The sequence below is a fragment of the Rhizobacter fulvus genome (genome assembly GCF_964020785.1).
Window position 1 is genome coordinate 4,582,489 of the sequence record NZ_OZ224516.1, and the last position, 22,558, is coordinate 4,605,046.

General features: G+C 65.9%; 19 protein-coding genes. 12 read left to right on the forward strand and 7 right to left on the reverse strand.

The window, feature by feature from the left end:
* Positions 1-2: 2 nt before the first annotated feature.
* The 12 genes from ACWH49_RS21840 to ACWH49_RS21895 all read left to right on the forward strand — a co-directional run bounded on the left by ACWH49_RS21840 (position 3) and on the right by ACWH49_RS21895 (position 17,681).
* Complete coding sequence (locus ACWH49_RS21840; RefSeq protein WP_448174379.1) at positions 3-974, forward strand: LD-carboxypeptidase; 972 nt, start codon at positions 3-5, stop codon at positions 972-974.
* A complete protein-coding gene (locus ACWH49_RS21845; protein ID WP_448173368.1) occupies positions 971-3,205 on the forward strand; it encodes an ABC transporter substrate-binding protein in 2,235 nt (744 codons plus the stop codon). Before ACWH49_RS21840 ends, ACWH49_RS21845 begins: the two co-directional genes overlap by 4 nt.
* 1 nt (position 3,206) lies before the next feature.
* Positions 3,207-4,190 (forward strand): ABC transporter permease, encoded by a 984-nt coding sequence (locus ACWH49_RS21850; RefSeq protein WP_056468999.1) that lies wholly within the window; start codon positions 3,207-3,209, stop codon positions 4,188-4,190.
* A gap of 5 nt (positions 4,191-4,195) precedes the next feature.
* The gene (locus tag ACWH49_RS21855; protein ID WP_448174380.1) at positions 4,196-5,638 is read left to right on the forward strand and encodes an ABC transporter permease; all 1,443 of its coding nucleotides are present in this window, start codon (positions 4,196-4,198) and stop codon (positions 5,636-5,638) included.
* Between the two features lie 10 nt (positions 5,639-5,648).
* Positions 5,649-7,502 carry an ABC transporter ATP-binding protein gene (locus tag ACWH49_RS21860; RefSeq protein WP_448173369.1) on the forward strand — a complete coding sequence of 618 codons (1,854 nt, stop codon included), beginning with the start codon at positions 5,649-5,651 and terminating at the stop codon, positions 7,500-7,502.
* A 363-nt stretch (positions 7,503-7,865) separates the two neighbouring features.
* Complete coding sequence (locus ACWH49_RS21865) at positions 7,866-10,661, forward strand: TonB-dependent receptor (protein ID WP_448173370.1); 2,796 nt, start codon at positions 7,866-7,868, stop codon at positions 10,659-10,661.
* A gap of 238 nt (positions 10,662-10,899) precedes the next feature.
* On the forward strand, positions 10,900-13,656 hold the full coding sequence (locus ACWH49_RS21870; RefSeq protein ID WP_448173371.1) for a TonB-dependent receptor: 2,757 nt from the start codon (positions 10,900-10,902) through the stop codon (positions 13,654-13,656).
* A gap of 302 nt (positions 13,657-13,958) precedes the next feature.
* A complete protein-coding gene (locus tag ACWH49_RS21875; protein ID WP_448173372.1) occupies positions 13,959-14,570 on the forward strand; it encodes an energy transducer TonB in 612 nt (203 codons plus the stop codon).
* A gap of 95 nt (positions 14,571-14,665) precedes the next feature.
* Complete coding sequence (locus ACWH49_RS21880) at positions 14,666-15,544, forward strand: MotA/TolQ/ExbB proton channel family protein (RefSeq protein WP_448173373.1); 879 nt, start codon at positions 14,666-14,668, stop codon at positions 15,542-15,544.
* A gap of 28 nt (positions 15,545-15,572) precedes the next feature.
* A complete protein-coding gene (locus tag ACWH49_RS21885; RefSeq protein ID WP_056469014.1) occupies positions 15,573-16,001 on the forward strand; it encodes an ExbD/TolR family protein in 429 nt (142 codons plus the stop codon).
* Between the two features lie 9 nt (positions 16,002-16,010).
* Positions 16,011-16,442, forward strand: coding sequence for an ExbD/TolR family protein (locus ACWH49_RS21890; RefSeq protein ID WP_448173374.1), 432 nt, complete (start codon positions 16,011-16,013; stop codon positions 16,440-16,442).
* 21 nt (positions 16,443-16,463) lie between these two features.
* Positions 16,464-17,681, forward strand: coding sequence for a hypothetical protein (locus tag ACWH49_RS21895; protein ID WP_448173375.1), 1,218 nt, complete (start codon positions 16,464-16,466; stop codon positions 17,679-17,681).
* A 71-nt stretch (positions 17,682-17,752) separates the two neighbouring features.
* On the opposite strand, the gene ACWH49_RS21900 is transcribed toward ACWH49_RS21895, so the two are convergent.
* The 7 genes from ACWH49_RS21900 to ACWH49_RS21930 all read right to left on the reverse strand — a co-directional run bounded on the left by ACWH49_RS21900 (position 17,753) and on the right by ACWH49_RS21930 (position 22,446).
* Complete coding sequence (locus ACWH49_RS21900; protein ID WP_448173376.1) at positions 17,753-18,511, reverse strand: 3-hydroxyacyl-CoA dehydrogenase; 759 nt, start codon at positions 18,509-18,511, stop codon at positions 17,753-17,755.
* Positions 18,512-18,526: 15 nt separating this feature from the next.
* Positions 18,527-19,180, reverse strand: a complete 654-nt coding sequence (gene adk / locus ACWH49_RS21905; protein WP_056469023.1) for an adenylate kinase — start codon at positions 19,178-19,180, stop codon at positions 18,527-18,529.
* Between the two features lie 160 nt (positions 19,181-19,340).
* Positions 19,341-20,093 carry a 3-deoxy-manno-octulosonate cytidylyltransferase gene (kdsB, locus tag ACWH49_RS21910; protein WP_448173377.1) on the reverse strand — a complete coding sequence of 251 codons (753 nt, stop codon included), beginning with the start codon at positions 20,091-20,093 and terminating at the stop codon, positions 19,341-19,343.
* Positions 20,090-20,311, reverse strand: a complete 222-nt coding sequence (locus ACWH49_RS21915) for a Trm112 family protein (protein ID WP_448173378.1) — start codon at positions 20,309-20,311, stop codon at positions 20,090-20,092. The genes kdsB and ACWH49_RS21915 overlap by 4 nt, the downstream gene beginning before the upstream one ends.
* Positions 20,292-21,347, reverse strand: a complete 1,056-nt coding sequence (lpxK, locus tag ACWH49_RS21920; protein WP_448173379.1) for a tetraacyldisaccharide 4'-kinase — start codon at positions 21,345-21,347, stop codon at positions 20,292-20,294. The genes ACWH49_RS21915 and lpxK overlap by 20 nt, the downstream gene beginning before the upstream one ends.
* Positions 21,348-21,359: 12 nt before the next feature.
* Positions 21,360-21,788 carry an ExbD/TolR family protein gene (locus ACWH49_RS21925; protein WP_448174381.1) on the reverse strand — a complete coding sequence of 143 codons (429 nt, stop codon included), beginning with the start codon at positions 21,786-21,788 and terminating at the stop codon, positions 21,360-21,362.
* A 16-nt stretch (positions 21,789-21,804) separates the two neighbouring features.
* On the reverse strand, positions 21,805-22,446 hold the full coding sequence (locus tag ACWH49_RS21930) for a MotA/TolQ/ExbB proton channel family protein (protein WP_056469035.1): 642 nt from the start codon (positions 22,444-22,446) through the stop codon (positions 21,805-21,807).
* Positions 22,447-22,558 lie beyond the last annotated feature (112 nt).

Below are 22,558 nucleotides of genomic sequence, written 5' to 3' on the forward strand. Positions count from 1 at the left end.
CGATGACCTTGTTGACCTTGTTCTCGCCTGCGGGCGTGCTGGTGCGCTCCGCGCCGCTGACCCTGGCCGCAAAGCGCCTGAAGGCACTCGGTTTCGACGTCCAGATCGACGCCGCCGCGCGTGCGCGCCACCGGCGCTTCGCCGGCGACGACGAGGTGCGGCTCGACGCGCTGCACCGCATCGCCGCCGCGGCGCCGAGCATCGCGATGGCCACGCGCGGCGGCTACGGCCTCACGCGGCTGCTCGACCGGATCGACTGGAAGGCCATCGCGCACAGCATCGCGCACGGCACACGCTGGGTCGGCCACAGCGACATGACGACGCTGCAGCTCGGCCTGCTCGCCCAGCCCAAGCTCGGCGCCGACGCGATCACCTGGGCCGGGCCGCTGGCCGCCGACGATTTCGGCCGCAGCGAGGACGCCGGCGGCGTCGACGAGATCACCCGCGACTGCTTCCTCGAGGCGATGAGCGGCGCGCTCGAAGCGGTCGGCTTCCGCACCGAGGCCGGCTTCGACGGGCTGGAGGCGCGCGGTACCTTGTGGGGCGGCAACCTGTGCATGGTCAACTCGATGCTCGGCACGCGGTATTTCCCGCGCATCAAGGGGGGCGTGCTGTTTCTCGAGGACGTGAACGAGCACCCATACCGCGTCGAACGCAATCTGCTGCAGCTGCACCAGGCCGGCGTGCTGGACGCGCAGAAGGCCATCGTGCTCGGCGAGTTCAGCGCCTGGCGCAAGGCGCCGCACGACCGCGGGTTCTCGATGAAGACCGTCGTCGCGCACCTGCGCACGCTGACGAAGACGCCGATCCTCACCGGCCTGCCGTTCGGCCACGTGCCGACCAAGGTGACGATGCCGGTCGGTGCGCGCGTGACGCTGCTGGTCGACGGCCGCAACGTGCTGATCGGCTGGGAGCACCGCCATGCCGGCGGGCCCGCGCACGACCACGTGCACGCTCACGCGGCACACGCATGAACCGAACGGCGCGCGCTGCGCTGGGCGCGTTCGCGATCGGCATCGCGGCGCTGACGGCCGGATGCGACAACAGCCCGAACCCGAAGGGCAGCGAATCGACCAACACGCTGTTCATCGCGTTCCAGGAGCGCTCGCCGCGCCACCTCGACCCGACCGCGTCCTACGCGGTCAACGAGGTGCCGTACATGTACTCGATCTACGAGGCACCGTACGCGTACCACTACCTGAAGCGCCCCTACGTGGTGGTGCCGAAGGCCGCCGAGGCGCTGGCCGAGCCGCGCTACCTCGACAAGGACGGCAAGCCGCTGCCCGCCGATGCACCCGGCGAACGGGTCGCCGAGAGCGTCTACGACATCCACATCAAGCACGGCATGCGTTACGCGCCGCACCCGGCCTTTGCGACCGACGCGAACGGTGCCTACCTGTACCACGCAATGACGGCGGCGCAGGTGCGCGACAAGCATTCGCCGCTGGACTTCGACAAGACCGGCACGCGTGAGGTCGTCGCCGACGACTTCGTCTACGCCCTCAAGCGCCACGCGACGCCGCGCATCGAGACGCCGATCTTCGGCATCTTCTCTGAGTACGTGATCGGCCTGAAGGACTATGGCGAGCTGATCCGGGCCGAGGACAGGAAGCTGCGCCAGGGCGGCGATCCGGCGGCCCTCGACAAGCCGTTCCTCGACTTCCGCCAGTACCCGCTCGCCGGCGCGGTGGCGCTCGACAAGTACACGTACCGCATCCGCATCAAGGGCAAGTACCCGCAGTGGAAGTACTGGATGACGATGACCTTCACCGCGCCGGTGCCGTGGGAGGCGGACAAGTTCTATGCCCAGCCCGGCATGGCGAAGAACAGCCTGACGCTCGACGTCTGGCCGGTCGGCAGCGGCCCGTTCATGGCCGTCGAGTACGACCCCGACCGGCGCCACGTGCTGGTGCGCAACCCGAACTACCACGGCGCCACCTACCCGTGCGAGGGCATGCCCGGCGACGAGGAGCTCGGCCTGCTCGACGACTGCGGCAAGCGCTTGCCGTTCCTCGACAAGCTCGTCTTCAACACCGAGAAGGACAAGACGCCGCTGCGCGCGAAGTTCACGCAAGGCTTCCTCGACGTGCCGGAAATAGAGCGCAACGACTGGGGCCCGGACTTCCTCGCAGATGCCAACGATTCGGACGAGGTGAAGCGGCGCTTCGAGGAGCGCGGCATGCGCTTCCCGAAGAGCGTCGAACCGCAGAACTGGTACCTCGGCTTCAACTGGCTCGACCCGGTCGTCGGCAAGGGCGACACACCGGAGCAGCAGGAGAAGAACCGCAAACTGCGCCACGCGCTCAGCATCGCGATCGACTGGGAGGAGGGCTACGGCCGCGTCTTCACCCAGAAGGCCGGCGAGGCGGCCATGGGGCCGCTGCCGGGCGGGACGTTCGGCTCGCGCCACGGCACGCCGGGCGACATCAACCCGGTCACGCACAGGATGGTCGACGGCAAGCCGGTGCGCCGCTCGATCGCCGAGGCGAAGCAGCTGCTCGCCGAGGCCGGCTACCCGGACGGGCGCGACGCGAGGACCGGCAAGCCGCTCGTGCTGAACTACGACTACCAGCGCGTGCCGACGCCCGAGTACCGTGCCGAGCTCGACTGGATGGTCAAGCAGTTCGCCAAGGTCGGCGTGCAGCTCGAGATCCGTGCGACCGACTACAACCAGTTCCAGGAGAAGATGCTCAAGGGCAAGCAGCAGATCTTCTGGTGGGGCTGGTTCGCGGACTACCCGGACGCCGAGAACTTCCTGTTCCTCTTCTACGGCCCGAACTCCAAGGCCAAGGTGGAGGGCGAGAACACCGCGAACTACGAGAATCCCGAGTTCGACCGACGCTACAAGCAGCTCGCGCTGCTCGACGACGGGCCGGCCAAACAGAAGCTGGTCGACGAGATGGTCGACATCCTGCGTCGCGACGCGCCGTGGGCGTTCGGCTACTTCCCCTACTCGGCCGGCGCGTACCAGAAGTGGGTCGGCGACGCGAAATACGGCCTGTTCACGAACGACCGCGCGCTGTACTACAAGGTCGACGCACCGATGCGCGCACGCCTGCAGGCGGAATGGAACCGGCCGAAGGTCTGGCCGCTGGGGCTGATGGCGCTCGGCGTGCTGCTGCTCGCCTGGATCGCGCGCCGCGCGTTCCGTGCGCGCGAGCGCATGACGGCCCGTGGCCTGCGCGCCGCCGAGGCGAAGGCCTGACATGCTGAACTACCTCGTGCGGCGCTGCCTGTACGGCGTGCTGGTGCTGATCGGCGTGAACCTCGTGACCTTCATGCTGTTCTTCACCGTCAACACGCCGGACGACATGGCGCGGTTGAACATCGGCGGCAAGCGCGTCACCCACGAGCAGATCGAGAAGTGGAAGGTCGAGCGCGGCTACGACAAGCCGCTGTACTGGAACGCTCAGGCGCAGGGCACGCGCCAGGCGACCGACACGGTGTTCTGGGACCGGTCGGTGTCCTTGCTGGCGCTGGACTTCGGCCGCTCCGATTCGAAGAGCGCGACCGACATCGGCCACGAGATCGCGACCCGCATGCTGATCAGCCTGCAGCTCGCGGTGCCGCTGTTCCTGCTGCAGATCGTCGCGAGCGTCGGCTTCGCGCTCCTGCTGGTGTTCTTCAGGCACTCGGCGATCGACTTCTGGGGCGTGGTGACCTGCGTGCTGATGCTGTCGATCAGCGCGCTGTTCTACATCATCGTCGGGCAGTTCCTGTTCTCGCGGGTGTTCCATCTGGTCCCGATCTCGGGCTTCGAGTCCGGCTGGGACGCGGCCCGGTTCCTCGTGCTGCCCGTGATGCTCTCGCTGCTCTCGCGGCTGGGCAGTGAAGGGCGGTTGTACCGCGCGATGTTCCTCGAGGAACTGGGACGCGACTACGTGCGCACCGCTCGCGCCAAGGGCCTGGCGGAACCGAGGGTGCTGTTCGGTCACGTGCTGCGCAACGCGTTGATCCCGATCCTGACGAGTGCCGGGAGCTACCTGCCGTACGTCTTCCTCGGCAGCCTGGTGTTCGAGAGCTTCTTCGGCATCCCGGGGCTGGGCTCGTACGTGATCGAGGCGATCACCGGGCAGGATTTCGCGATCGTGCGCTCGATGGTGTTCGTCGGCTCGCTGATCTACATCGCGAGCTACATCGTCATCGACGTGGCCTACACGCTGGTCGACCCGCGGGTGAGGCTGGCCTGATGCTGCTGCCCAAGATCGTCGTCCTGTGGTCGGACGTGGTGGTGATCGCCAGTTTGCTCGGGCTGGTGCTGTACGGGCTGCGCATCGCTCGCAGCGACAACCTGAAAGCCACCTGGCTCAAGGTGCTGCGCGACCGCGCCGCCATGTGCTCCGGCGTCGTATTGGTGCTGTTCTTCGCGGTGGCGGTGATCGACAGTGTTCATTTCCGGCGCGCACTGGCCCAGGCGCCGGGCGCCGGCGCAATGCAGCAGCAGGCGTACGGAACACGCACCGAATCGTTGCTCGACGTGCTGCTCGCGCGCCAGATCGACGGGCGGGAGACGTCCTACTCGGCGCCGCTGGCGATGCGCGGGTTCACCAAGGATTCGATCGCCGTCGACGGCGAGATCCAGCGCACGTACCCACGTCTGCTGCACGGCGGCGAACGCTTGCGCGACGAAACGGAATGGCTGCAGGACGTGCTGCTCCGGGGAGGCGTCGGCCTCGCGTTCGGCGCGATGCTTGCCGGCATCGCCGCGCTGGGTGTGTCTGCCGTGGTCGCGCGGGTCCATCGAACCGACCTCCGCCGAGGCTGGCGCGACGTGATGCAGGGCCACACCGATCTGCCGTGGCGTGCCGTGCTGGTCACGGTGCTGCTGCTGTGCATGGTCTTCGGCCCGCTCGCGGCGCTGGCGCAGCACTACCACGTGTTCGGCACCGACCGCACCGGCAACGACGTGTTCTACCAGGCGCTGAAGAGCATCCGCACCGCGTTCGTGATCGGCACGCTGTCGACCATCGCGACACTGCCGCTCGCGGTCGGGCTGGGCATCGTGTCGGGCTACCTGCGCGGCTGGGTCGACGAGGTGGTGCAGTACCTCTACACGTTGCTGTCCTCGATCCCGAACGTGCTGCTGATCGCCGCCTGCGTGCTGATGATGCAGGTCTTCATCGACACCCATCCCGACCTCTTCGAGACCGGCGCCGAGCGCGCCGACGTGCGCCTGTTCATGCTGTGCGTGATCCTGGGCCTGACCGGCTGGGCGGCGCTGTGCCGCCTGCTGCGCGCCGAGACGATGAAGCTCGCGCAGCTCGAGTACGTGCAGGCGGCGACCGCGTTCGGCGTGCGCCCGCTGCGCATCATGGCGAGGCACGTGTACCCGAACGTGGTGCACCTGATCATCATCACGACGGTGCTCGACTTCTCGGCGCTGATCCTGTACGAGGCCGTGCTGTCGTACGTGGGCGTGGGCGTCGACCCATCGATGAACAGCTTCGGCGGCATGATCAACCTGGCCCGCACCGAGATGAGCCGTGACCCCTTGGTGTGGTGGTCGTTCGCCGCGGCGTTCGGGTTCATGGTGACGCTGGTGCTCGCGGCCAACCTGTTCGCCGATGGCGTGCGGGACGCGTTCGATCCGCGGTCGCGGGCGTTCCGGCCGAAGTGGCGCAAGGCGGTCGACGCATGAGGTCTGCCCGATGCTGAACGTGCGCGATCTGGCGGTCGAGCTCGACGCCGAGGCCGGGCTGGTCAAGGCGATCGACGGGCTGAGCCTGGCGATCGAGCGCGGCGAGACCTTTGCGCTGGTCGGCGAATCGGGCTGCGGCAAGAGCATGACGGCGCTCGCGCTGATGCGGCTGCTGCCCGAGAACGGCCGGGTCGCGCGCGGCGAGGTCGCGCTGGCCGGCGCCGACCTGCTGGCGCTGCCCGAGTCCGGCATGCGGGCGGTGCGCGGCGGACGCATCGGCATGATCTTCCAGGAGCCGTCGACCAGCCTGAATCCGGTGATGCGTATCGGTGACCAGATCGTCGAGGCGATCCAGGCCCACACGGCGCTGCGCGGTGCCGCGGCGCGCGCGAAGGCGATCGACTGGCTGGGCAAGGTCGGCATCCCGGAGCCCGAGCGACGCATCGACGACTACCCGTTCCGGATGTCCGGCGGGCAGAAGCAGCGGGTGATGATCGCGATGACGCTGGCGTCCGAGCCCGACTTCCTGATCGCCGACGAACCCACCACGGCACTTGACGTGACGATCCAGGCGCAGATCCTGGACCTGCTGAAGCGGCTGCAGAAAGAGCAGGGCATGGGCCTGCTGCTGATCACGCACGACCTGGCGGTGGTGGCCGGCATGGCGCACCGGGTCGCGCTGATGTACGCGGGGCAGATCATCGAAGTCGGCGGGGCCGATGCGTTCTTCGCGTCGCCGAAGCACCCGTACGCGCGCCTGCTGCTGCGTGCGCTGCCCGACAGCGCCAGGCGCGGCGATGCGCTGGCGGCGATTCCCGGCATGGTGCCGCCGTTGTGGCAGACGTTCGACGGTTGCAGATTCGCACCGCGCTGCGATCGTGCGGTCGAAGCGTGTCGCAACACGCCGCCGCTGCTGATCGATCTGGCGGATCGGCAGGTGCGGTGCCTGCTGTACGCAGACGGCGCGACCGCGCCGGCGGCGATCGACCGCGGCGAACCGTCCACGCTGCGCTTCGAGGCGCCATCGCGCGCACAGGCGAGCGCTGCCGCCCCGCTGCTCGACGTTCGCAACCTCCACGTGAGTTTCCCGATACGCCGGGGCTTGCTCCAGCGCGCGAGTGGTGCCTTCCTTGCGGTCGATGACGTGTCGTTCACGATCGCTCCGGGGCAGACCTTGGCGCTCGTCGGCGAATCGGGCTGCGGCAAGACGACCACCGGGAAGGCGATCGTGCAGCTGCTGCGCGGCCAGGCCACGATCGCCGGGCAGGCCGTCTTCGACGGTGCAGACCTGTTTGCACTGGAGGGCGAGGCCCTGCGCGCAGCCCGGCGGCAGATCCAGATCATCTTCCAGGATCCGTTTGCCTCGTTGAACCCGCGCATGCGCGTGCTCGAGATCCTCGGCGAAGGGCTGCAGGCGTTGCGGCCGGACATGACCGCCGCCGCTCGACGCGCCAGCGTCGAGCGTTTGGTCGATCAGGTCGGACTGCGCCGCGATGTGCTGCAGCGCTACCCGCACGAGTTTTCAGGCGGGCAGCGCCAGCGCATCGCGATCGCACGCGCGCTCGCGGTCGCGCCGAAGCTGATCGTCTGCGATGAGCCGACGTCGGCGCTCGACGTGTCAGTCCAGGCGCAGATTCTGAACCTGCTGCGCGACTTGCAGCGGGAGCTCGGGGTGTCGTACCTCTTCATCACGCACAACATCGGGGTGGTGGAGTACACCGCAGACACGGTCGTGGTCATGAATCGGGGCCGGGTCGAGGAGACCGGTACGACGAGCACAGTTCTGCATGAGCCGAGTTCGGCATATGCGCGCACCTTGCTGGCAGCCGTGCCGCGATTTGTGTTCCCGGGGCAGCCCGAATAGCCCTACGTGAAACTTTTCACGAGTGAGTGGGTGTTGCTTCGATCCAACGTGAAACGTAAAGCATACCTTCGGATTGCCAGCGGGTTCGGCGCGACGGAGGTCCAAATCCGCGTTTGAGCTGTCACGCTTCGTGGCTGTAGCCCGCATCGGTATTGCGTTTCGGCCGCTTCGACCGCAGACGTGGTGGTCCTTGGCGAGCAGCACAAAGCACCGCTACACGTTTACCCTTAGGCGGCTCGCGCAATTACGTCAGGGACAATTCCTTTACACGCATTCGCAGACGGGTCACGACCAGTTCACAAAGCTGGTATGCGGCTTGCTCGATGCGGCGTTTTTTGTGCAACCTTCCTTCAGGAGTTCCCGATGCTCAAGAGAACAGCGCTGGCCAGAAGCCTACTGATCGCGTTCAGTGGTTCCGCTGCTTTGTACAGTCCCGGATCGATCGCGCAACAGGCTACGCAGGAACTGCAGCGCGTCACGGTCACCGGATCGAACATCAAACGCACCGATACCGAGACTGCTTCCCCTGTGCAAGTGCTGTCGCGCAGCGACATCGAAAAGACGGGCAAACAGTCGATCCAGGAGGTGCTGCGCGGCATCACGGCGGACGGCCAAGGCTCGATTTCCTCGTCGTTCTCCAACGGATTCGCGTCCGGCTCGTCGGCGATTTCGCTGCGCGGTCTCGGCGTCAATTCCACGCTGGTTCTCGTCAATGGCCGGCGCATGACGACGTACGGCTTGGCCGACGACGGCACGCGCAACTTCGTGGACCTCAACTCCATTCCGCTCGAAGCAGTGGATCGCATCGAAGTGGTGAAGGACGGTGCTTCGGCCATCTACGGTGCAGACGCCGTGGGTGGTGTCGTCAACGTGATTCTTCGCAGCAACTACACGGGCGCGTCGATTGGCGGTTCGTATGGTCAAACGGGCCACAGCGATGGCCAGACCACGCGAGCGTTCGGCACGCTGGGCTTCGGCAACATCGACACGGACAAGTACAACGTCTTCTTCAGCCTCGAAGCGTCGCAGCAGAAGAACATCTGGTCGACGGATCGCGGCTTCATCGGGTCGAGCAATCGGACTTCGCTCGGGTACTACGATACGACGAACGGCACGATCAGGTCGTACCTGGGGGCTGGGACGCCGTCAACCACTTCTCCGTACGGCGTCATGCGAACCCCGCCGGGCGGCACCGGCACGCGGGTCAACATCCTCAGCTGCGCGGCGGCCGACAAGGATCCGACCTCAGGTTTGTGCCGCTACGACTTCCTGCGGGATTCCGAGGTGCAACCCGCACTTGACCGAATCAATTTCTTCGGCCGAGGCACCCTTCAGTTCTCGCCCTCGCTGACCGCGTACCTGGAAGTTGGATTCTTCAACTCGAAGTCCAGATCGAATGGCACGCTGGGCGGCAACAATGACGGCGGTGTGTACAAGCCGGGCGATCCTTTCAATCCGCTCGTCACGCACGGCCTGATGCTCTTGCCGGCGTCGCATCCCGACAATCCCACGGGAACCGATCGCACCTTGGCTTATGCGCCTCTTGAGTTGGGCGGGCGTGATCAACGCACCGATAACCAGGTGTTGCGCTTGGTCCAGGGCCTGCAGGGCAATGCGTGGGGCTGGGACTTCGATGTTGGTGCAGCCTACATCAAGAGCCGCTTGAAGAACGACAACTACGGCTATATCAACTGGGACGCGATGCAAGCGGCGCTCACCAACGGAACCTATCGAATCAACAGCCCGAACACGACGGCTCCGAGCGTTTTGGCCGCGGTGTCGCCGACGTTGGAGAACGTGCCGACTAGCTCGATCAAATCGATCGACATCAAGGCATCGCGCGAGCTGATGGCACTGCCGGGCGGCGCCCTGGGCATCGCACTCGGCGCGGAAACGCGCTGGGAAACGGCCAACACCCCGCCGGTACCGGGAACCGACACCGGCGCCATCGTCGGGCTGGGCTACTCGGCATTCAATGCCTCGCGCCGTGTCAGCGCCGTTTACGGTGAATTGAGTGCTCCGGTGGCGAAATGGCTGGAGCTCACCGGCGCCGCGCGCTACGACCACTACTCCGACGTTGGGGATTCCGTGACTCCGAAGGTCGGCTTCAAGATCAAGCCAATCGACCAAGTGGCGATTCGAGGCACCTATGCGGAAGCGTTCCGGGCCCCCGGCCCCGCTGAGAGCGGTGGATCCAGCTTCGGTTTCACGGGCTATGGCATCCTGTCGCAAGGCAATTCGTCTATTAAGCCGGAGAAGGCCAAGAGCTACACGCTCGGGTTGATTCTCGAACCCTTTGCCGGCACCAGCGCCACCATCGATTACTGGAAAATCGATCGCAAGAACGAGATCGTATCTGCGGACCCGGCTTCGATCATTCCGAGCGGCGCGTGTCTTGCTTCCTGTGACGGGACGCTTGGTACGCCGAATCTGATATCGGCGCAGCTTCCCGGTGCTCAGGCCAATTCGTTCATGTACTACGACAACGAGGGCAACCTGTCGACCTTGACCGGCTTCTATCGCAACGCTAACGCGACGAAGACCGATGGCATCGATGTGGAGATCCGCCACAAGATGAGCCTGGGTGAGGCCGGCAAACTTGCGGCGCAACTGAACTGGACGCACGTCAACAAGTTCAGCCGCACCGATTCGGAAGGCAATACGCTCGACTACGCGGGCACCCACGGTCCGCTATCGCTTAGCGCAGGTGCGGGAACGCCGAAGGACAAGGCAACCTTCTCCCTGACGTGGGATCGCGGCCCGTGGACGGTGACCGGTTCGATGAACTACGTCGCGTCGATCAAGATGATCGACCACAAGGGGGAGGTATCCGAATCGGCCGGTCCCGGCGTGATCGCCAACGGCAACACGGGGGTGTTCTACGCGGATGCTGGGCAATACAACTGCGGCGTGTTCACGCCCGCGGGGCAGCCGTTCAATGACTGCCGCTTGCCATCGTTCACGACCTTCGACCTGTTCGCGAAGTGGACCCCGATCAAGAATCTGGACATCAACATCTCGATTCAGAATCTCTTCGATCGCAAGGCACCCTTTGACGCCTATCTCGCCATCCCCTATGGCATCAACTACAACCAGACCTGGCATCAGGCTGGTGCGGTCGGTCGGTTCTTCACGCTGGGCGCGAAGTACACCTTCTGACGGTGACGTAGTCCCACCTGAAGGCGACGGCGCAAGCTGTCGCCTTTTTTCATGGGCCGTCCATCTTTGGATCACCAGTTGCGTCGCCTTTTGACGACCGTGCAGGAATACCCTGAACGCGATGCGCAAAACACGACGTGACAATTCACTTACAGAACGTCGCGGTTCTTAACAACGGTTCACTGTGGCCCGCGTCTTGCTGCCGCGATTCCTTCTCAACCCCTTCAGGAACCCTTCAATGCTCAAACTCAATCCCGTTAGCTTGGCCGTCGCGACAGCTCTGGCCGCATACGCGCTGCCTGCTTTGGCACAACAAGCCCAATTGGAGCGCGTCACTGTCACCGGCTCGAACATCAAGCGCATCGATGTGGAGGGTGCCAACCCGGTCCAGACAATCACGAAGGAAGAAATCAGCAATTCCGGCAAGGCCACCTTGACGGAATACCTGCAATCGTTGGCGCTTGATGGGCAGGGTTCGCTGCCGACCGGTTTCGGCAACGGCTTCGCCGCAGGGGCGACCGCGATTTCTCTGCGTGGCTTGGGCGCCAATGCGACTCTGGTCCTGGTGAATGGTCGCCGTCTCGCACCGTACCCGCGCGCCGACGACTTCCAGAAAATGTTCACCGACCTGTCGACGATCCCGTTGGAGGCCGTCGAGCGAATCGAAGTGCTGAAGGATGGCGCGTCGGCCATCTATGGATCGGATGCACTGGCGGGTGTGGTGAACATCATCCTGCGCAAGAACTTCTCGGGTGCGATCGGCAAGGCGGAGGCGGGCACCTCCAGGTACGGCGATGGCAACAGAGCGAAGGCCGCAGTCATCGTGGGCGGTGGCGACATCGCATCCGACAAGTGGAACGCATTCGTCAATATCGAAGCGTCGCGGAACAGCGAAATTCACTATCGCGATCGCGATCGCGAGTACATCGGCAAGGGCGACGTGCGTCCATGGGGCTATGACGCCCTCGCGACTCAATGGACGCCGGGCTACCGGATCGGCAACACGGTGAGCCCCAGCGTGGCGGGCTATGTCCGCAACGGTACCAGCAGCGGCGCGTACCAACTGATCTCGCCCTGCACGACCGCACTGCGTGGGGCGGTCAGCCCGGCGATCGCCGGCGACGCCGGCTGCTCGTATGACGTTGGCCAGCTCCGCAGCTTCCAACCGAGCCTGGAGAATCTGTCGATCTTTGCCCGCGGTACGCTCGCCCTCAGCAACGATTGGGAAGCCTCCGCCGAACTGAGCTACGCGAAGAACAAGACCGGCTTCGACGTCAGCAATCTCACCACGCCCGGCACCATTGTCGGGCCGTACGGACTCCGCGGTTACGGCACCGGCATCAACGTGCCGGAGCTGACGCTTGCGGCCAGCCATCCTGACAACCCGTTCGGAATTCCGGCGCGCTTCCGCTATGCGTTCGGCGAATTCGGCCCGCAGCGTCGCACCAATGATGTGGATGTCACGCGTCTCATGGTCGGCGTCAAGGGCACGGCTGCAGGTTGGGACATCGACGCAGGCGTGGTGCACAGCGAGTCCAAGCTCGATCAAGTCTACTCGGTGCTCCGCGTCCAAGGCGTGATCGATGCGTTCAACAATCCTGCCAGTCCGACCTTCGGCTACCGGATGGGCGCCAATGCGGGCCTCAACACGGACGCACAACGCGCATCGATTCTCACTCGCGCCACAAGTGCGAGCAAGACGACACTCGACGTCATCGACGCCCGTGCCTCTCGCGAGTTGATGAACCTGGAAGGCGGCGCGATGGCGGTGGCTTTGGGAACGGAATTCCGCAAGCTGAGCCTCAAGGCACCGTCGCTCAGCGGGAGCGAAGACGGGTCCGTGTTCGCAAGCTACAACGGTTTTTTTGGTGATGAAAAGGTTTGGGCGGCGTATGGCGAGCTGCTGGTACCTGTGCTCAAGAGCGTTGAGATCACTGGCGCAGTGCGGTATGACCATTACGACAGCTTCAGCGCAACGACGCCGAAGCTTGCGGTCAAGTTCACGCCGATTCCCCAATTGCTCTTGCGCGCGTCCTATTCGGAAGGGTTTCGCGCGCCCAATCCGGCGGAGTCGAGCCCGACCGCTCAAGCGACCTTCGCTTCGAGCGGGGCTTACGACCCGATCCGTTGCCCGGGTGGTGTGGCGGCGCCTGGCGCTGTGGCTGCGGACTGCACCGGCAGCGCCGCGGGCGGCATCAGCCAGGGCAATCCCAACCTGAAGCCGGAAAAGTCCAAGAACTTCAACCTCGGCTTCGTCGCCGAGCCTGTGAGGGGATTGACCTTTGGTGCCGATTTCTGGCAAGTCAAGAAGACCAACAATATCCAGACGATCTCGTTCCAGGAAGCGCTCAACAGGCCTGATGTCGTCCGGTCCGACAACAACCTGCCGGGCATCCCGAATTCCGGCAGCATCATCGTGGCGTACGCCCCGTTCGCAAACTTGGGTGGCTCCAAGGTTGCGGGTGTAGACGTGGACGTCGGATACCGCTGGAAGATCCAGGATATCGGCAACTTCAGAACCGACCTGCACTGGACGCGCCTCACCACCTGGGAGGACATCACTGTCGACGGCACGAAGCGTGACTTCGTCGGCACGCATGGCAATTGCGACGTGTCCAACTGCGCTGGTACGCCGCGGGACAAGGTCAATTTGTCCACCACCTGGGAAACGGCGACCGTTGGCATGACGGCTACCGTGAACTGGCGCAGCAGCATGAAGAACGTCGGTGACAACAGCGACCCGACGTGCCTTTCACTTGAGCGCCTTGACGGCAACACCGACTGCGCCAAGCTGCCGAGCTTCTACACGGTGGACCTTTCAGGCCGCTGGAACGTCAACAAGAACCTGCAGATCTATGGTTCGATCAACAACCTGTTCAACCGGGTCGCGCCGCTGGATACCGTCACCTACGGCGGCATCAACTACAACCCGATGGACTCGTCGGGCGCGATGGGCACGTATTTCACGTTGGGCCTGAAGTACTCGTTCAAGTAACCACCTGGCAAGCAAGACTTCAAAGGGGCTCTTCGGAGCCCCTTTCTGTGTCTGCGACGCGGCTGCGTGTCTGAACGATGCGGGTCGAACCCTGCGGGTTTCCTCGGGTCGCGCAACCCGGAACGACTCTTGCAGATGGCTAGAATGCGCGCTGCGTTGCTGGCGGCACTTCCAGATGTCCGCCTACACGGCCACAAGCCTGTGAATGCTAAGGTTCGCTTTTTTCTGATTCACGTCACCATATCTGGAGATCCCAGAACATGAATTTCTCGCAGCGACAAGCGGACCCTCGCCGCCACTTGGTGGGGCTTTCGGTTGTCATCCTGTTTCACGCGTTGCTGGTCTACGCGTTGGTCACCGGGTTGGCCAAGAAGGTCGTCGACGTCGTCCGCGCGCCGATCGAGACCAAGGTGATCGAAGAGATCAAGAAGCCGCCGCCGCCGCCCGAAGTGGTGCTGCCGCCGCCGCCGAAGCTCGAGGCCCCGCCGCCGCCGTACATTCCCCCGCCGGAAGTCCAGATCGCCACGCCGCCACCGCCGCAGCCGACCATCTCGGTCGCGCCGTCGCCGACGCCGCCTGCGCCGGTCGACATCAAGCCGCAAGCCCCTCCCGCCCCGGTAGCCCCGCCGGCACCGGCGCCTGCGCCTCCCGCCGTGATGTCCATCGGCGTCGTCTGCCCTCAGATGGTCCCGCCGAAGACGCCGATCAAGGCGGCTCGCGAAGGCATCACCGGCAGCGTGCGCGCACAGGCGACGATCCGCGGCGGCAAGGTGATTGCGGTCGACATCCTGTCCGCCACGCCACGCGGCGTGTACGAATCGGCGGTTCGGACCGCGATGATGCAGTACGGGTGCACCACCACGGGTGACACCGAAGTCAAGGCCATTCAGGACTTCGACTTCAAGCTCGAGTAAGACGTCCGGTGCATGCGGCCGTCCGAGTCGACGGCATGCATCGTCATTCCCGAAATAATTCGATTGCCTTCAGATCTTTGTCAGGAGTCTCCAAGATGACCTCGTTTACTTCCTTTAAGCGGCCGCAGTCCATCCTCGCCGCGCTGGCGCTCGTCGCCGGCATCTTCCTGAGTGATCCGACATTCGCGCAAGCGCCCGCGTCGGGTGCCTCGGCTGCGGTCGTAGCCGCCCCGGCTTCCGACGCCGCACCTGCGCCTGCCGCGGCGCCGGCCCCCATCGCCGACGCGACCACCACGAAGGAGACCGTCGACAACCCGTATGGCCTGGGCGCCTTGTGGGCGCAGGGCGATTTCGTGTCGCGCTTCGTGCTGATCCTGCTCGTGCTGATGAGCCTGGGCAGCTGGTACATCCTGCTGACCAAGCTGTTCGAGAGCTTCAAGCTGTCGAAGGAAGCGAAGTCGGTGCGCAACACGTTCTTCAAGTCGGTCAGCTTGAACGAAGGCGTCAAGACGCTGAAGCCGAACGGCGCGTTCCGTTTCATCGCGGAAAGCGGCATCCAGGCTGGTGACCACCACGAAGGCTCGCTGACTGACAACATCGACCGCAACACATGGGTCACGATGGGCGTGCAGCGCAGCGTGGACGACGTGCGCAATCGTTTGCAGGACGGACTGGGCTTCCTGGCGACCGTCGGTTCGACCGCGCCGTTCGTCGGCCTGTTCGGCACGGTCTGGGGCATCTACCATGCGCTGACGGCCATCGGCATCGCTGGCCAGGCGTCGATCGACAAGGTCGCCGGCCCGGTCGGTGAGGCGCTGATCATGACCGCCATCGGCTTGGCGGTCGCGGTCCCGGCGGTGCTTGGCTACAACTGGCTGGTCAGCCGCAACAAGGTGACGATGGAAGCGGTGCGCGGTTTCGGCGCCGACCTGCACGGCATCCTGATGGGCGCGAAGATCGGCGCGCGCCGCTGATCGCGGCGAAGCGAACAAGGAGCTCGCCATGGCGATGAACATAGGTTCCAGCGATGGGGACGAAGACGAAGTCGTCTCCGCGATCAACACGACGCCGCTGGTTGACGTGATGCTCGTGCTGCTGATCATCTTCCTGATCACGATCCCGGTCGTCACCCAGACCGTGCCGATGACGCTCCCCAAGGAGACGAACATCGCGCGCCAGACCAAGCCGGAGAACATCGAGATTTCGGTCAACAAGGACGGCGACGTGTTCTGGAATGCGCGCCTCGTGCCCGACAACGAGACGCTGTTCCAGAAGCTCAAGACGGTCGCGGTACTGAACCCGCAACCGGAAGTGCACATTCGCGGTGACGAGAAGGCGCGCTACGAGTCGATCGGCCGGGTGGTCTTCGCGTGCCAGCGCGCGGCGATCTCGAAGATCAGCTTCGTCACCGAACCGCCGCCCAAGGGCTAGGAGAACGCGATGGGAATGAACGTAGGTTCGGGCAGCAGCTCCGGCGAGCCGGAAGCGATGATGGACATCAACACCACGCCGTTGATCGACGTGATGCTGGTGCTGATCATCATGCTGATCATCACGATCCCGGTGCAGCTGCATTCGGTGAACCTGAACATGCCGGCCGGCAACCCGCCGCCGCCGACCAAGGAGCCGGTGGTCGTGACGATCGACATCGACTTCGACGGCACGATCCTGTGGAACGGCGAGACGGTGCCTAGCCGCAACGCGCTCGAGGTGAAGCTGCGAGACGCGGCGGCGCAGCCCGATCAGCCCGAGGTCCATGTGCGGCCCAACAAACTCGTCGAGTACAAGTACGTCGCCGAGGTGCTGGCCGAATCGCAGCGCCTGGGCGTGACCAAGCTCGGCATGATCGGCAACGAACAGTTCGTCAAGTAATCGAGGACGAGAAGCGAGCGTATGAACAGACAGTTCCAGCGATTGATCGTCGCGGCCGCCGCCGCGCTCGTGTTCGGTGCGGCGCACGCCCAATCCGGCATGCGGCCCGAGGTCGGCAAACCCTTGCAGGCCGCCGAGGCCCTCATCAAGGGCGGCAAGTTCCGCGAGGCGCTTGCCAAGGTGCGTGAGGCCGACGCAGTGGGCGGCAAGAGCGCGAGCGAGAACCTGATGGTCGAGCGCATGCGCCTGGCCGCCGCGTCGGGCGCGGGCGATGCCGACACGGCGGCGAAAGCCTTCGAGACCGTGGGCGCGAGCGTGGGCGGTGCCGACAAGCTGCGCATGATCGAGTCGATCGCCGGAAGCTACTACCGCGCCAAGGAGTACGCGAAGGCGCAGCAGTGGTATGCGCGGTACTTCCGCGAGGGCGGCACCAGCAGTGCCAACCGCACGCTGATGATCCAGACGCAGTACCTGTCCGGGGACCTGGCTGGGGCGTCGAAGGAACTGATGGCCGAGATCCAAGCGGCCGAGCGCAACGGCGCCACGCCGGCCGAGGACCGCATCAATCTGCTGATGAACGCCGCCGTCCGCCAGAAGGATGTCGCGAGCGAGGCCTTCGCGCTCGAGCGTCTGGTCATGTACTACCCGAAGAAGGAATACTGGGTCAGTCTGCTGAGCCGTTTGCAACGCAAGCCGAACTTCTCCGATCGCTTGTCGCTCGACACCTACCGGCTCTCGCTCGCCACCGGCAGCATGACCGCCGCGAACGACTATTCCGAGATGGCCCAGCTTGCGCTGCAAGCCGGATCGGGTGCCGAAGCGAAGCAGGTGATCGACAAGGGCTTCGCGGCCGGGGTACTCGGGACCGGCCCGGAGGCCGAGCGTCACAAGCGCCTGCGCGATCTGGTCAACAAGCGCATCGACGAAGCGAAGAAGACGGCCGCCGAGGACGAGAAGCAGGCGCTCGCCGCGAAGGACGGGAACGACCTGGTCGCGATCGGCATGAACCAGGTCTACGAAGGCAAGAAGGCTCAGGGCCTGCAGATGATGCAGCAAGGCATCGCGAAGGGCGGGCTGAAGCGACCGGAAGATGCCAAGCTGCATCTGGCGATCGCGCAGCTCGTCGCAGGCGAGAACGGCAAGGCACAGGCCACGCTCAAGACCGTGTCGGGCGCTGACGGCACGAGCGATCTGGCGCGCCTGTGGGCGCTTTACGCGCGGCGTGCCAAGGCCTCGTGATCGGGCTCGCAGGTCGTCGACACAAAAAAAGCGGCCTCGGGGCCGCTTTTTTCATGGGCGGGTCGGAGCGGTCACTTCGGTGCGAGGCGGATCGCGCCGTCGAGGCGGATGACTTCGCCGTTCAGCATCTCGTTGGTGACGATCTGGTGCACGAGCTTCGCATAGTCTGCCGGGGTACCCAGGCGGCTCGGGAACGGCACGCTCGCGGCCAGTGCGTCCTGCACCTCCTGCGGCATCGTGAACAGCATCGGCGTGCCGAAGATGCCCGGCGCGATCGTCATGTTGCGAATGCCGTTGCGTGCCAGGTCGCGGGCGATCGGCAAGGTCATGCCGACGACGCCGCCCTTCGACGCCGAGTACGCCGCCTGACCGATCTGGCCGTCATAGGCCGCCACGCTGGCGGTCGAGATCAGCACGCCGCGCTCGCCGGTGCTCTCCGGCGTGTTCTTGCTCATCGCTTCGGCGGCGAGGCGGATCATGTTGAAGCTGCCCACCAGGTTGACAGTGACGACCTTGGCGAACGTCCCCAGTGCATGGGCGCCGTCCTTGCCGACGGTCTTCGCGGCCGGCGCGATGCCCGCGCAATTCACCAGGCCCACCAGCTTGCCCAGGCTCACCGCCTTGGCGACGACCGCCTGGCCGTCGGCCTCCTGACTCACGTCGCAACGGACGAACGCACCGCCGAGTTCCTTCGCCAGCGCTTCCCCCTTGTCCGCCTGCAGGTCGGCGATGACGACGGTCGCGCCGTTCGCGGCCAGCATCCGTGCCGTGCCTTCGCCGAGACCGGACGCGCCGCCCGTGACGATGAACACCTTGCCTTGAATCTCCATGGTCCCGTTCCTCGCTCAGGCCAGCGCGGCGAGCGCGCGTGCGGTGATCTCGTCGACGCTGCCGGTGCCACTGATCTTCCGGTAGCGCGGTGCGCCTGCTTCGCCGCTGGCGGACCAGTTCGAGTAGTAGTCGACCAGCGGCCGGGTCTGCTTCTTGTAGACCTCGAGGCGGTTGCGCACCGTGGCTTCTTCGTCATCGGCGCGCTGGATCAGGTCCTCGCCGGTGACATCGTCCTTGCCCGCCACGCGCGGCGGGTTGAACTTCAAGTGGTAGGTGCGGCCGGAGGGCTGATGCACGCGACGGCCGCTCATGCGCTCGATGATGGCTTCGTCGGGCACGTCGATCTCGAGCACGAGGTCGAGCTTGACGCCGGCCTGTTTCATCGCATCGGCCTGCACGATCGTGCGCGGAAAGCCGTCGAACAGGAAGCCGTTAGCGCAGTCGGGTTGGGCGATGCGTTCCTTGACCAGCCCGATGATGATGTCGTCGCTGACCAGGCCGCCCGCGTCCATCACCTTCTTCGCTTCCAGCCCCATCTCGCTGCCGGCCTTGACGGCAGCGCGAAGCATGTCGCCAGTCGAGATCTGCGGGATGCCGTATTTCTTGCAGATGAAAGTCGCCTGGGTTCCTTTGCCCGCACCGGGGGCGCCCAGCAGAATCAGTCTCATGGGTTGTGGCCTCGTTCTCGTGTCTCGTGTGCGCACCGCAAGCGCGTGCGGCACGGGCGGGGCATGTTTCGCGTCGAGAATAACATGCGCTCCCCCGCACGAAACTGACGCGCGGCCGCGGGAAAACACGTGCTGCGCGAGGCGTCGACCGGGTGTCGCGCTACCCGAAGAGCGCGCGCACGCGCGCCAGATCTTCGGGGGTGTCGACGCCGGGTCCGGGCCGCGATCCGCTCACATGCACGACGATGCGCTCGCCGTGCCACAGCACGCGCAGCTGCTCGAGCGCCTCGATCTGCTCGAGCGGGCTGACGGACAATTGCGGAAAGCGCCGCAGAAAGCCGGCCTGGTACGCGTAAAGCCCGATGTGGCGCAGCGGCGCATAGGCAGGCAGCGTCGGGAGGCCGGCGGCACGGGCATCGCGCCACCACGGGATCGGCGCGCGCGAGAAGTAGAGCGCACGTCCCGTCGCGTCGAGCACGACCTTCACGACGTTCGGGTTGTCGAGCTCGTCGGTGCCGTCGATCGCGTGGGCCGCGGTGCTCATCACGCAGTCGGGATGCTGCGCGAGCAGCGCAGCGCAGGCGTCCACCATCGACGGTTCGAGCAGCGGCTCGTCGCCCTGGACGTTGACGACCAGGTCGGCCCCGTCGAGGCCCAGCAGCTCGCACGCTTCGGCGAGCCGGTCACTGCCGGTCGCGTGGTCGTCCCGCGTCAGCAGCGCTTCGACTCCGTGCGCGGCGCACGCCGCGACGATGCGGGCGTCGTCCGCCGCGACGACAACGCGCTGCGCCGCCGACCGGGCTGCGTTGTGCGCAACCCGCACGATCATCGGCTCGCCGCCGATGTCGGCCAGCGGCTTGCCGGGCAGGCGCGTGGACGCCATCCGCGCCGGCACGAGTACCGTGAAATTCATGCGGCCGGCGGGGTGGGGGCGGAGGCCGGCGGTGTCGTTGCCGCGTCGAGCGAGCGGGCCTCGGCTTCCAGCATCACCGGAATGCCGTCGCGCACCGGAAAGGCGAGTCCGTCGGCATGACACACCAGTTCGACGCTGGCCTGCTGCGGCGGGCGAAGGTGCTCGAGCGGTCCCTTGCAGATCGGGCAGACGAGCAGATTAAGCAGGCGAGTTTCCATGGCGGGGTACGGGTGGTGGCAGCAGGGCAGTCAGGGCGTCGACGAAGGGCGCATCGAGGTCGAAGTCTAGCGGCGCGACCCAGACCCGCGTGGCGCCGAGCCGGCTCGGGTCGAGCTTAATGGCGTCCTTTTCGGTGACGATCACATCGGCAGTGTCACTCGGCCAGGGCAGGGCGACAAAGTCGTGGTGATCGGGCAGCGGCAGGGGCGTGATCGTCAACCCCCGTTCGCGCAGCATGGCGAAGAAGCGCTCGGGGCGCGCAAGACCGGCGGCGGCGATCAGCGGGCGCCCGCGCAGGCCCGTCCAGGATTCGACCGACGCGGGTTCGCCGCGCCACCAGCTGTCGAGCGGCAGGGCGCCGGTGAGCGAGCGCCGTGCGAGTGCGCCGGGCAGCGGGGTCGACGCATGCGCGGCGTTGTAGAGCACCAGGCTGCGCGCCGGAACCGCCGCCGGGATGGATTCGCGAAGCGGGCCGGCGGGCAGAAGCCAGCCGTTGCCTGCACCTCGGTCGTCGAACACGAGCACCTGCGCGTCGCGCCCGAGGCGCAGGTGCTGCAGGCCGTCGTCGCTGATGATCAGATCGACGTCGGGATGCCGTCGAAGCAGCCACCCGGCGGCGCCGACCCGATCGCGCCCGACCACCAGCGGGGCGCCCGTGCGCAGGTGCATGAGCAGGGGCTCGTCACCGGATTGCGTCGCAGCCGATGCGCGCGTCACCTCCGTGGGGCCGGTGGCTCTGCCGCCGTAGCCGCGGGAGATGATCCCGGGGGTATAGCCGCGGCGTCGCAGTTGGGCCACGAGCTCGATGACGGTCGGCGTCTTGCCCGCGCCGCCGGCAATCAGGTTGCCCACGACGACCAGCGGAACGGACAGGCGGTTCGTCTTCAGCAAGCCGCTGCGATAGAGCGCACGACGCAGCGCGGTGACTGCGCCGAAGAGCAACGACAGCGGCCACAGCGCGCAGGCGAGTGGTCCTCGGGTGAGCCACGCACGCGCGAGGCGCTCGGGCCAGCTCGGCGCGGGATGGGCGCTCACCGCTGCGCCGCGTCAGCGCGCGTCGCCGCCCGACGAGTTCTGCGTCGCGAAGGTCAGGCGCGGCAGGTTCGCGCGCCGCGCCGCGTCCATCACGTTGATCACGCTCTGGTGCGCTGCGGTCGCATCGGCCGAGACGATGACGACCATGTCGCTAGCGCCGGCGGCCGCGGCGGTGAGCGCGGCGGTCAGCGCTTCGATGCTGCGGCCTTCGACCGGGCTGCGATTGATGCTGTAGCGCCCGTCGGCCGAGACCGCCACGATGATTTCGCGCTGCCGCTCGCGCAGCTTGTCGGCGTCCGCCACCGGCAGCGTGATCTGCAGCTCGGTGAACTTGGAGTAGGTCGTCGACAGCATCAGGAAGATCAGGACGACCAGCAGCACGTCGATGAACGGGATCAGGTTGATCTCCGGCTCCTCGGGCCGCGCCTTGCGGAAGTTCATCGGCATCGGCGCACCTTCACCCTGCCGGCGGTTGACGGCGATCGACCACGAAGCGCATCAGGTGCGGCACCAGGCGGTCGGCGGCCTGTTCCATGTCGAGCGTGTACGTGTCGACCAGGCCGCGGAAGTAGCGGTAGAACATCAGCGACGGGATCGCGATCATCAGGCCGAAGGCGGTGTTGTAGAGGGCGATCGAGATGCCGTGCGCGAGCAGGGCGGGGTTGTTGCCGGTCGGTGACTGCGAGCCGAAGATCTCGATCATGCCGATCACCGTGCCCATGAGCCCCAGCAGCGGGGCGGCCGAGGCGATCGATCCAAGCGTGTTGAGGTAGCGCTCCAGCCGATGCACCGCGGCGCGGCCGGCCGATTCGAACGTGCCGCGCAACGCGGCCTCGCTGGTGCGCGGCTCGGCAATCACCGCGCGAAGCCCGGTGGCCAGCACGGCACCCAGCACCGAGTTGTCGGCCAGCTTGTTGACCACGTCCGCAGCCGGCAGGTGCGCCCGTGTGACGGAGATCACCTCGTCGAGCAAGCGCGGCGGCACGACGCGTGACGCCCGCAGGCTGGAAAGACGCTCCAGGACCAGCGCGACGGCCGCAATGGAACACAGGAGCAAGGGCCAGATCGGCCAGCCAGCGGCTTGTATGATCGAAAACAATCGCGCCCTTTCGGTGACGAGGGGGTTTTCAGGACGCGCGATTATGGCCCGAAGCTCCCCCGCGACGCGGGCGCGCCGGCAGCGTTGCAGCGACGCACCGCCCTGTTTGGCT

Coding starts and splice junctions, on each gene's coding strand:
- ACWH49_RS21840 (WP_448174379.1), top strand. CDS start 3: ATGACCTTGTTGACCTTGTTCTCGCCTGCGGGCGTGCTGGTGCGCTCC.
- ACWH49_RS21845 (WP_448173368.1), top strand. CDS start 971: ATGAACCGAACGGCGCGCGCTGCGCTGGGCGCGTTCGCGATCGGCATC.
- ACWH49_RS21850 (WP_056468999.1), top strand. CDS start 3,207: ATGCTGAACTACCTCGTGCGGCGCTGCCTGTACGGCGTGCTGGTGCTG.
- ACWH49_RS21860 (WP_448173369.1), top strand. CDS start 5,649: ATGCTGAACGTGCGCGATCTGGCGGTCGAGCTCGACGCCGAGGCCGGG.
- ACWH49_RS21865 (WP_448173370.1), top strand. CDS start 7,866: ATGCTCAAGAGAACAGCGCTGGCCAGAAGCCTACTGATCGCGTTCAGT.
- ACWH49_RS21870 (WP_448173371.1), top strand. CDS start 10,900: ATGCTCAAACTCAATCCCGTTAGCTTGGCCGTCGCGACAGCTCTGGCC.
- ACWH49_RS21880 (WP_448173373.1), top strand. CDS start 14,666: ATGACCTCGTTTACTTCCTTTAAGCGGCCGCAGTCCATCCTCGCCGCG.
- ACWH49_RS21885 (WP_056469014.1), top strand. CDS start 15,573: ATGGCGATGAACATAGGTTCCAGCGATGGGGACGAAGACGAAGTCGTC.
- ACWH49_RS21890 (WP_448173374.1), top strand. CDS start 16,011: ATGGGAATGAACGTAGGTTCGGGCAGCAGCTCCGGCGAGCCGGAAGCG.
- ACWH49_RS21895 (WP_448173375.1), top strand. CDS start 16,464: ATGAACAGACAGTTCCAGCGATTGATCGTCGCGGCCGCCGCCGCGCTC.
- ACWH49_RS21900 (WP_448173376.1), bottom strand. CDS start 18,511: ATGGAGATTCAAGGCAAGGTGTTCATCGTCACGGGCGGCGCGTCCGGT.
- adk (WP_056469023.1), bottom strand. CDS start 19,180: ATGAGACTGATTCTGCTGGGCGCCCCCGGTGCGGGCAAAGGAACCCAG.
- kdsB (WP_448173377.1), bottom strand. CDS start 20,093: ATGAATTTCACGGTACTCGTGCCGGCGCGGATGGCGTCCACGCGCCTG.
- ACWH49_RS21915 (WP_448173378.1), bottom strand. CDS start 20,311: ATGGAAACTCGCCTGCTTAATCTGCTCGTCTGCCCGATCTGCAAGGGA.
- ACWH49_RS21925 (WP_448174381.1), bottom strand. CDS start 21,788: ATGAACTTCCGCAAGGCGCGGCCCGAGGAGCCGGAGATCAACCTGATC.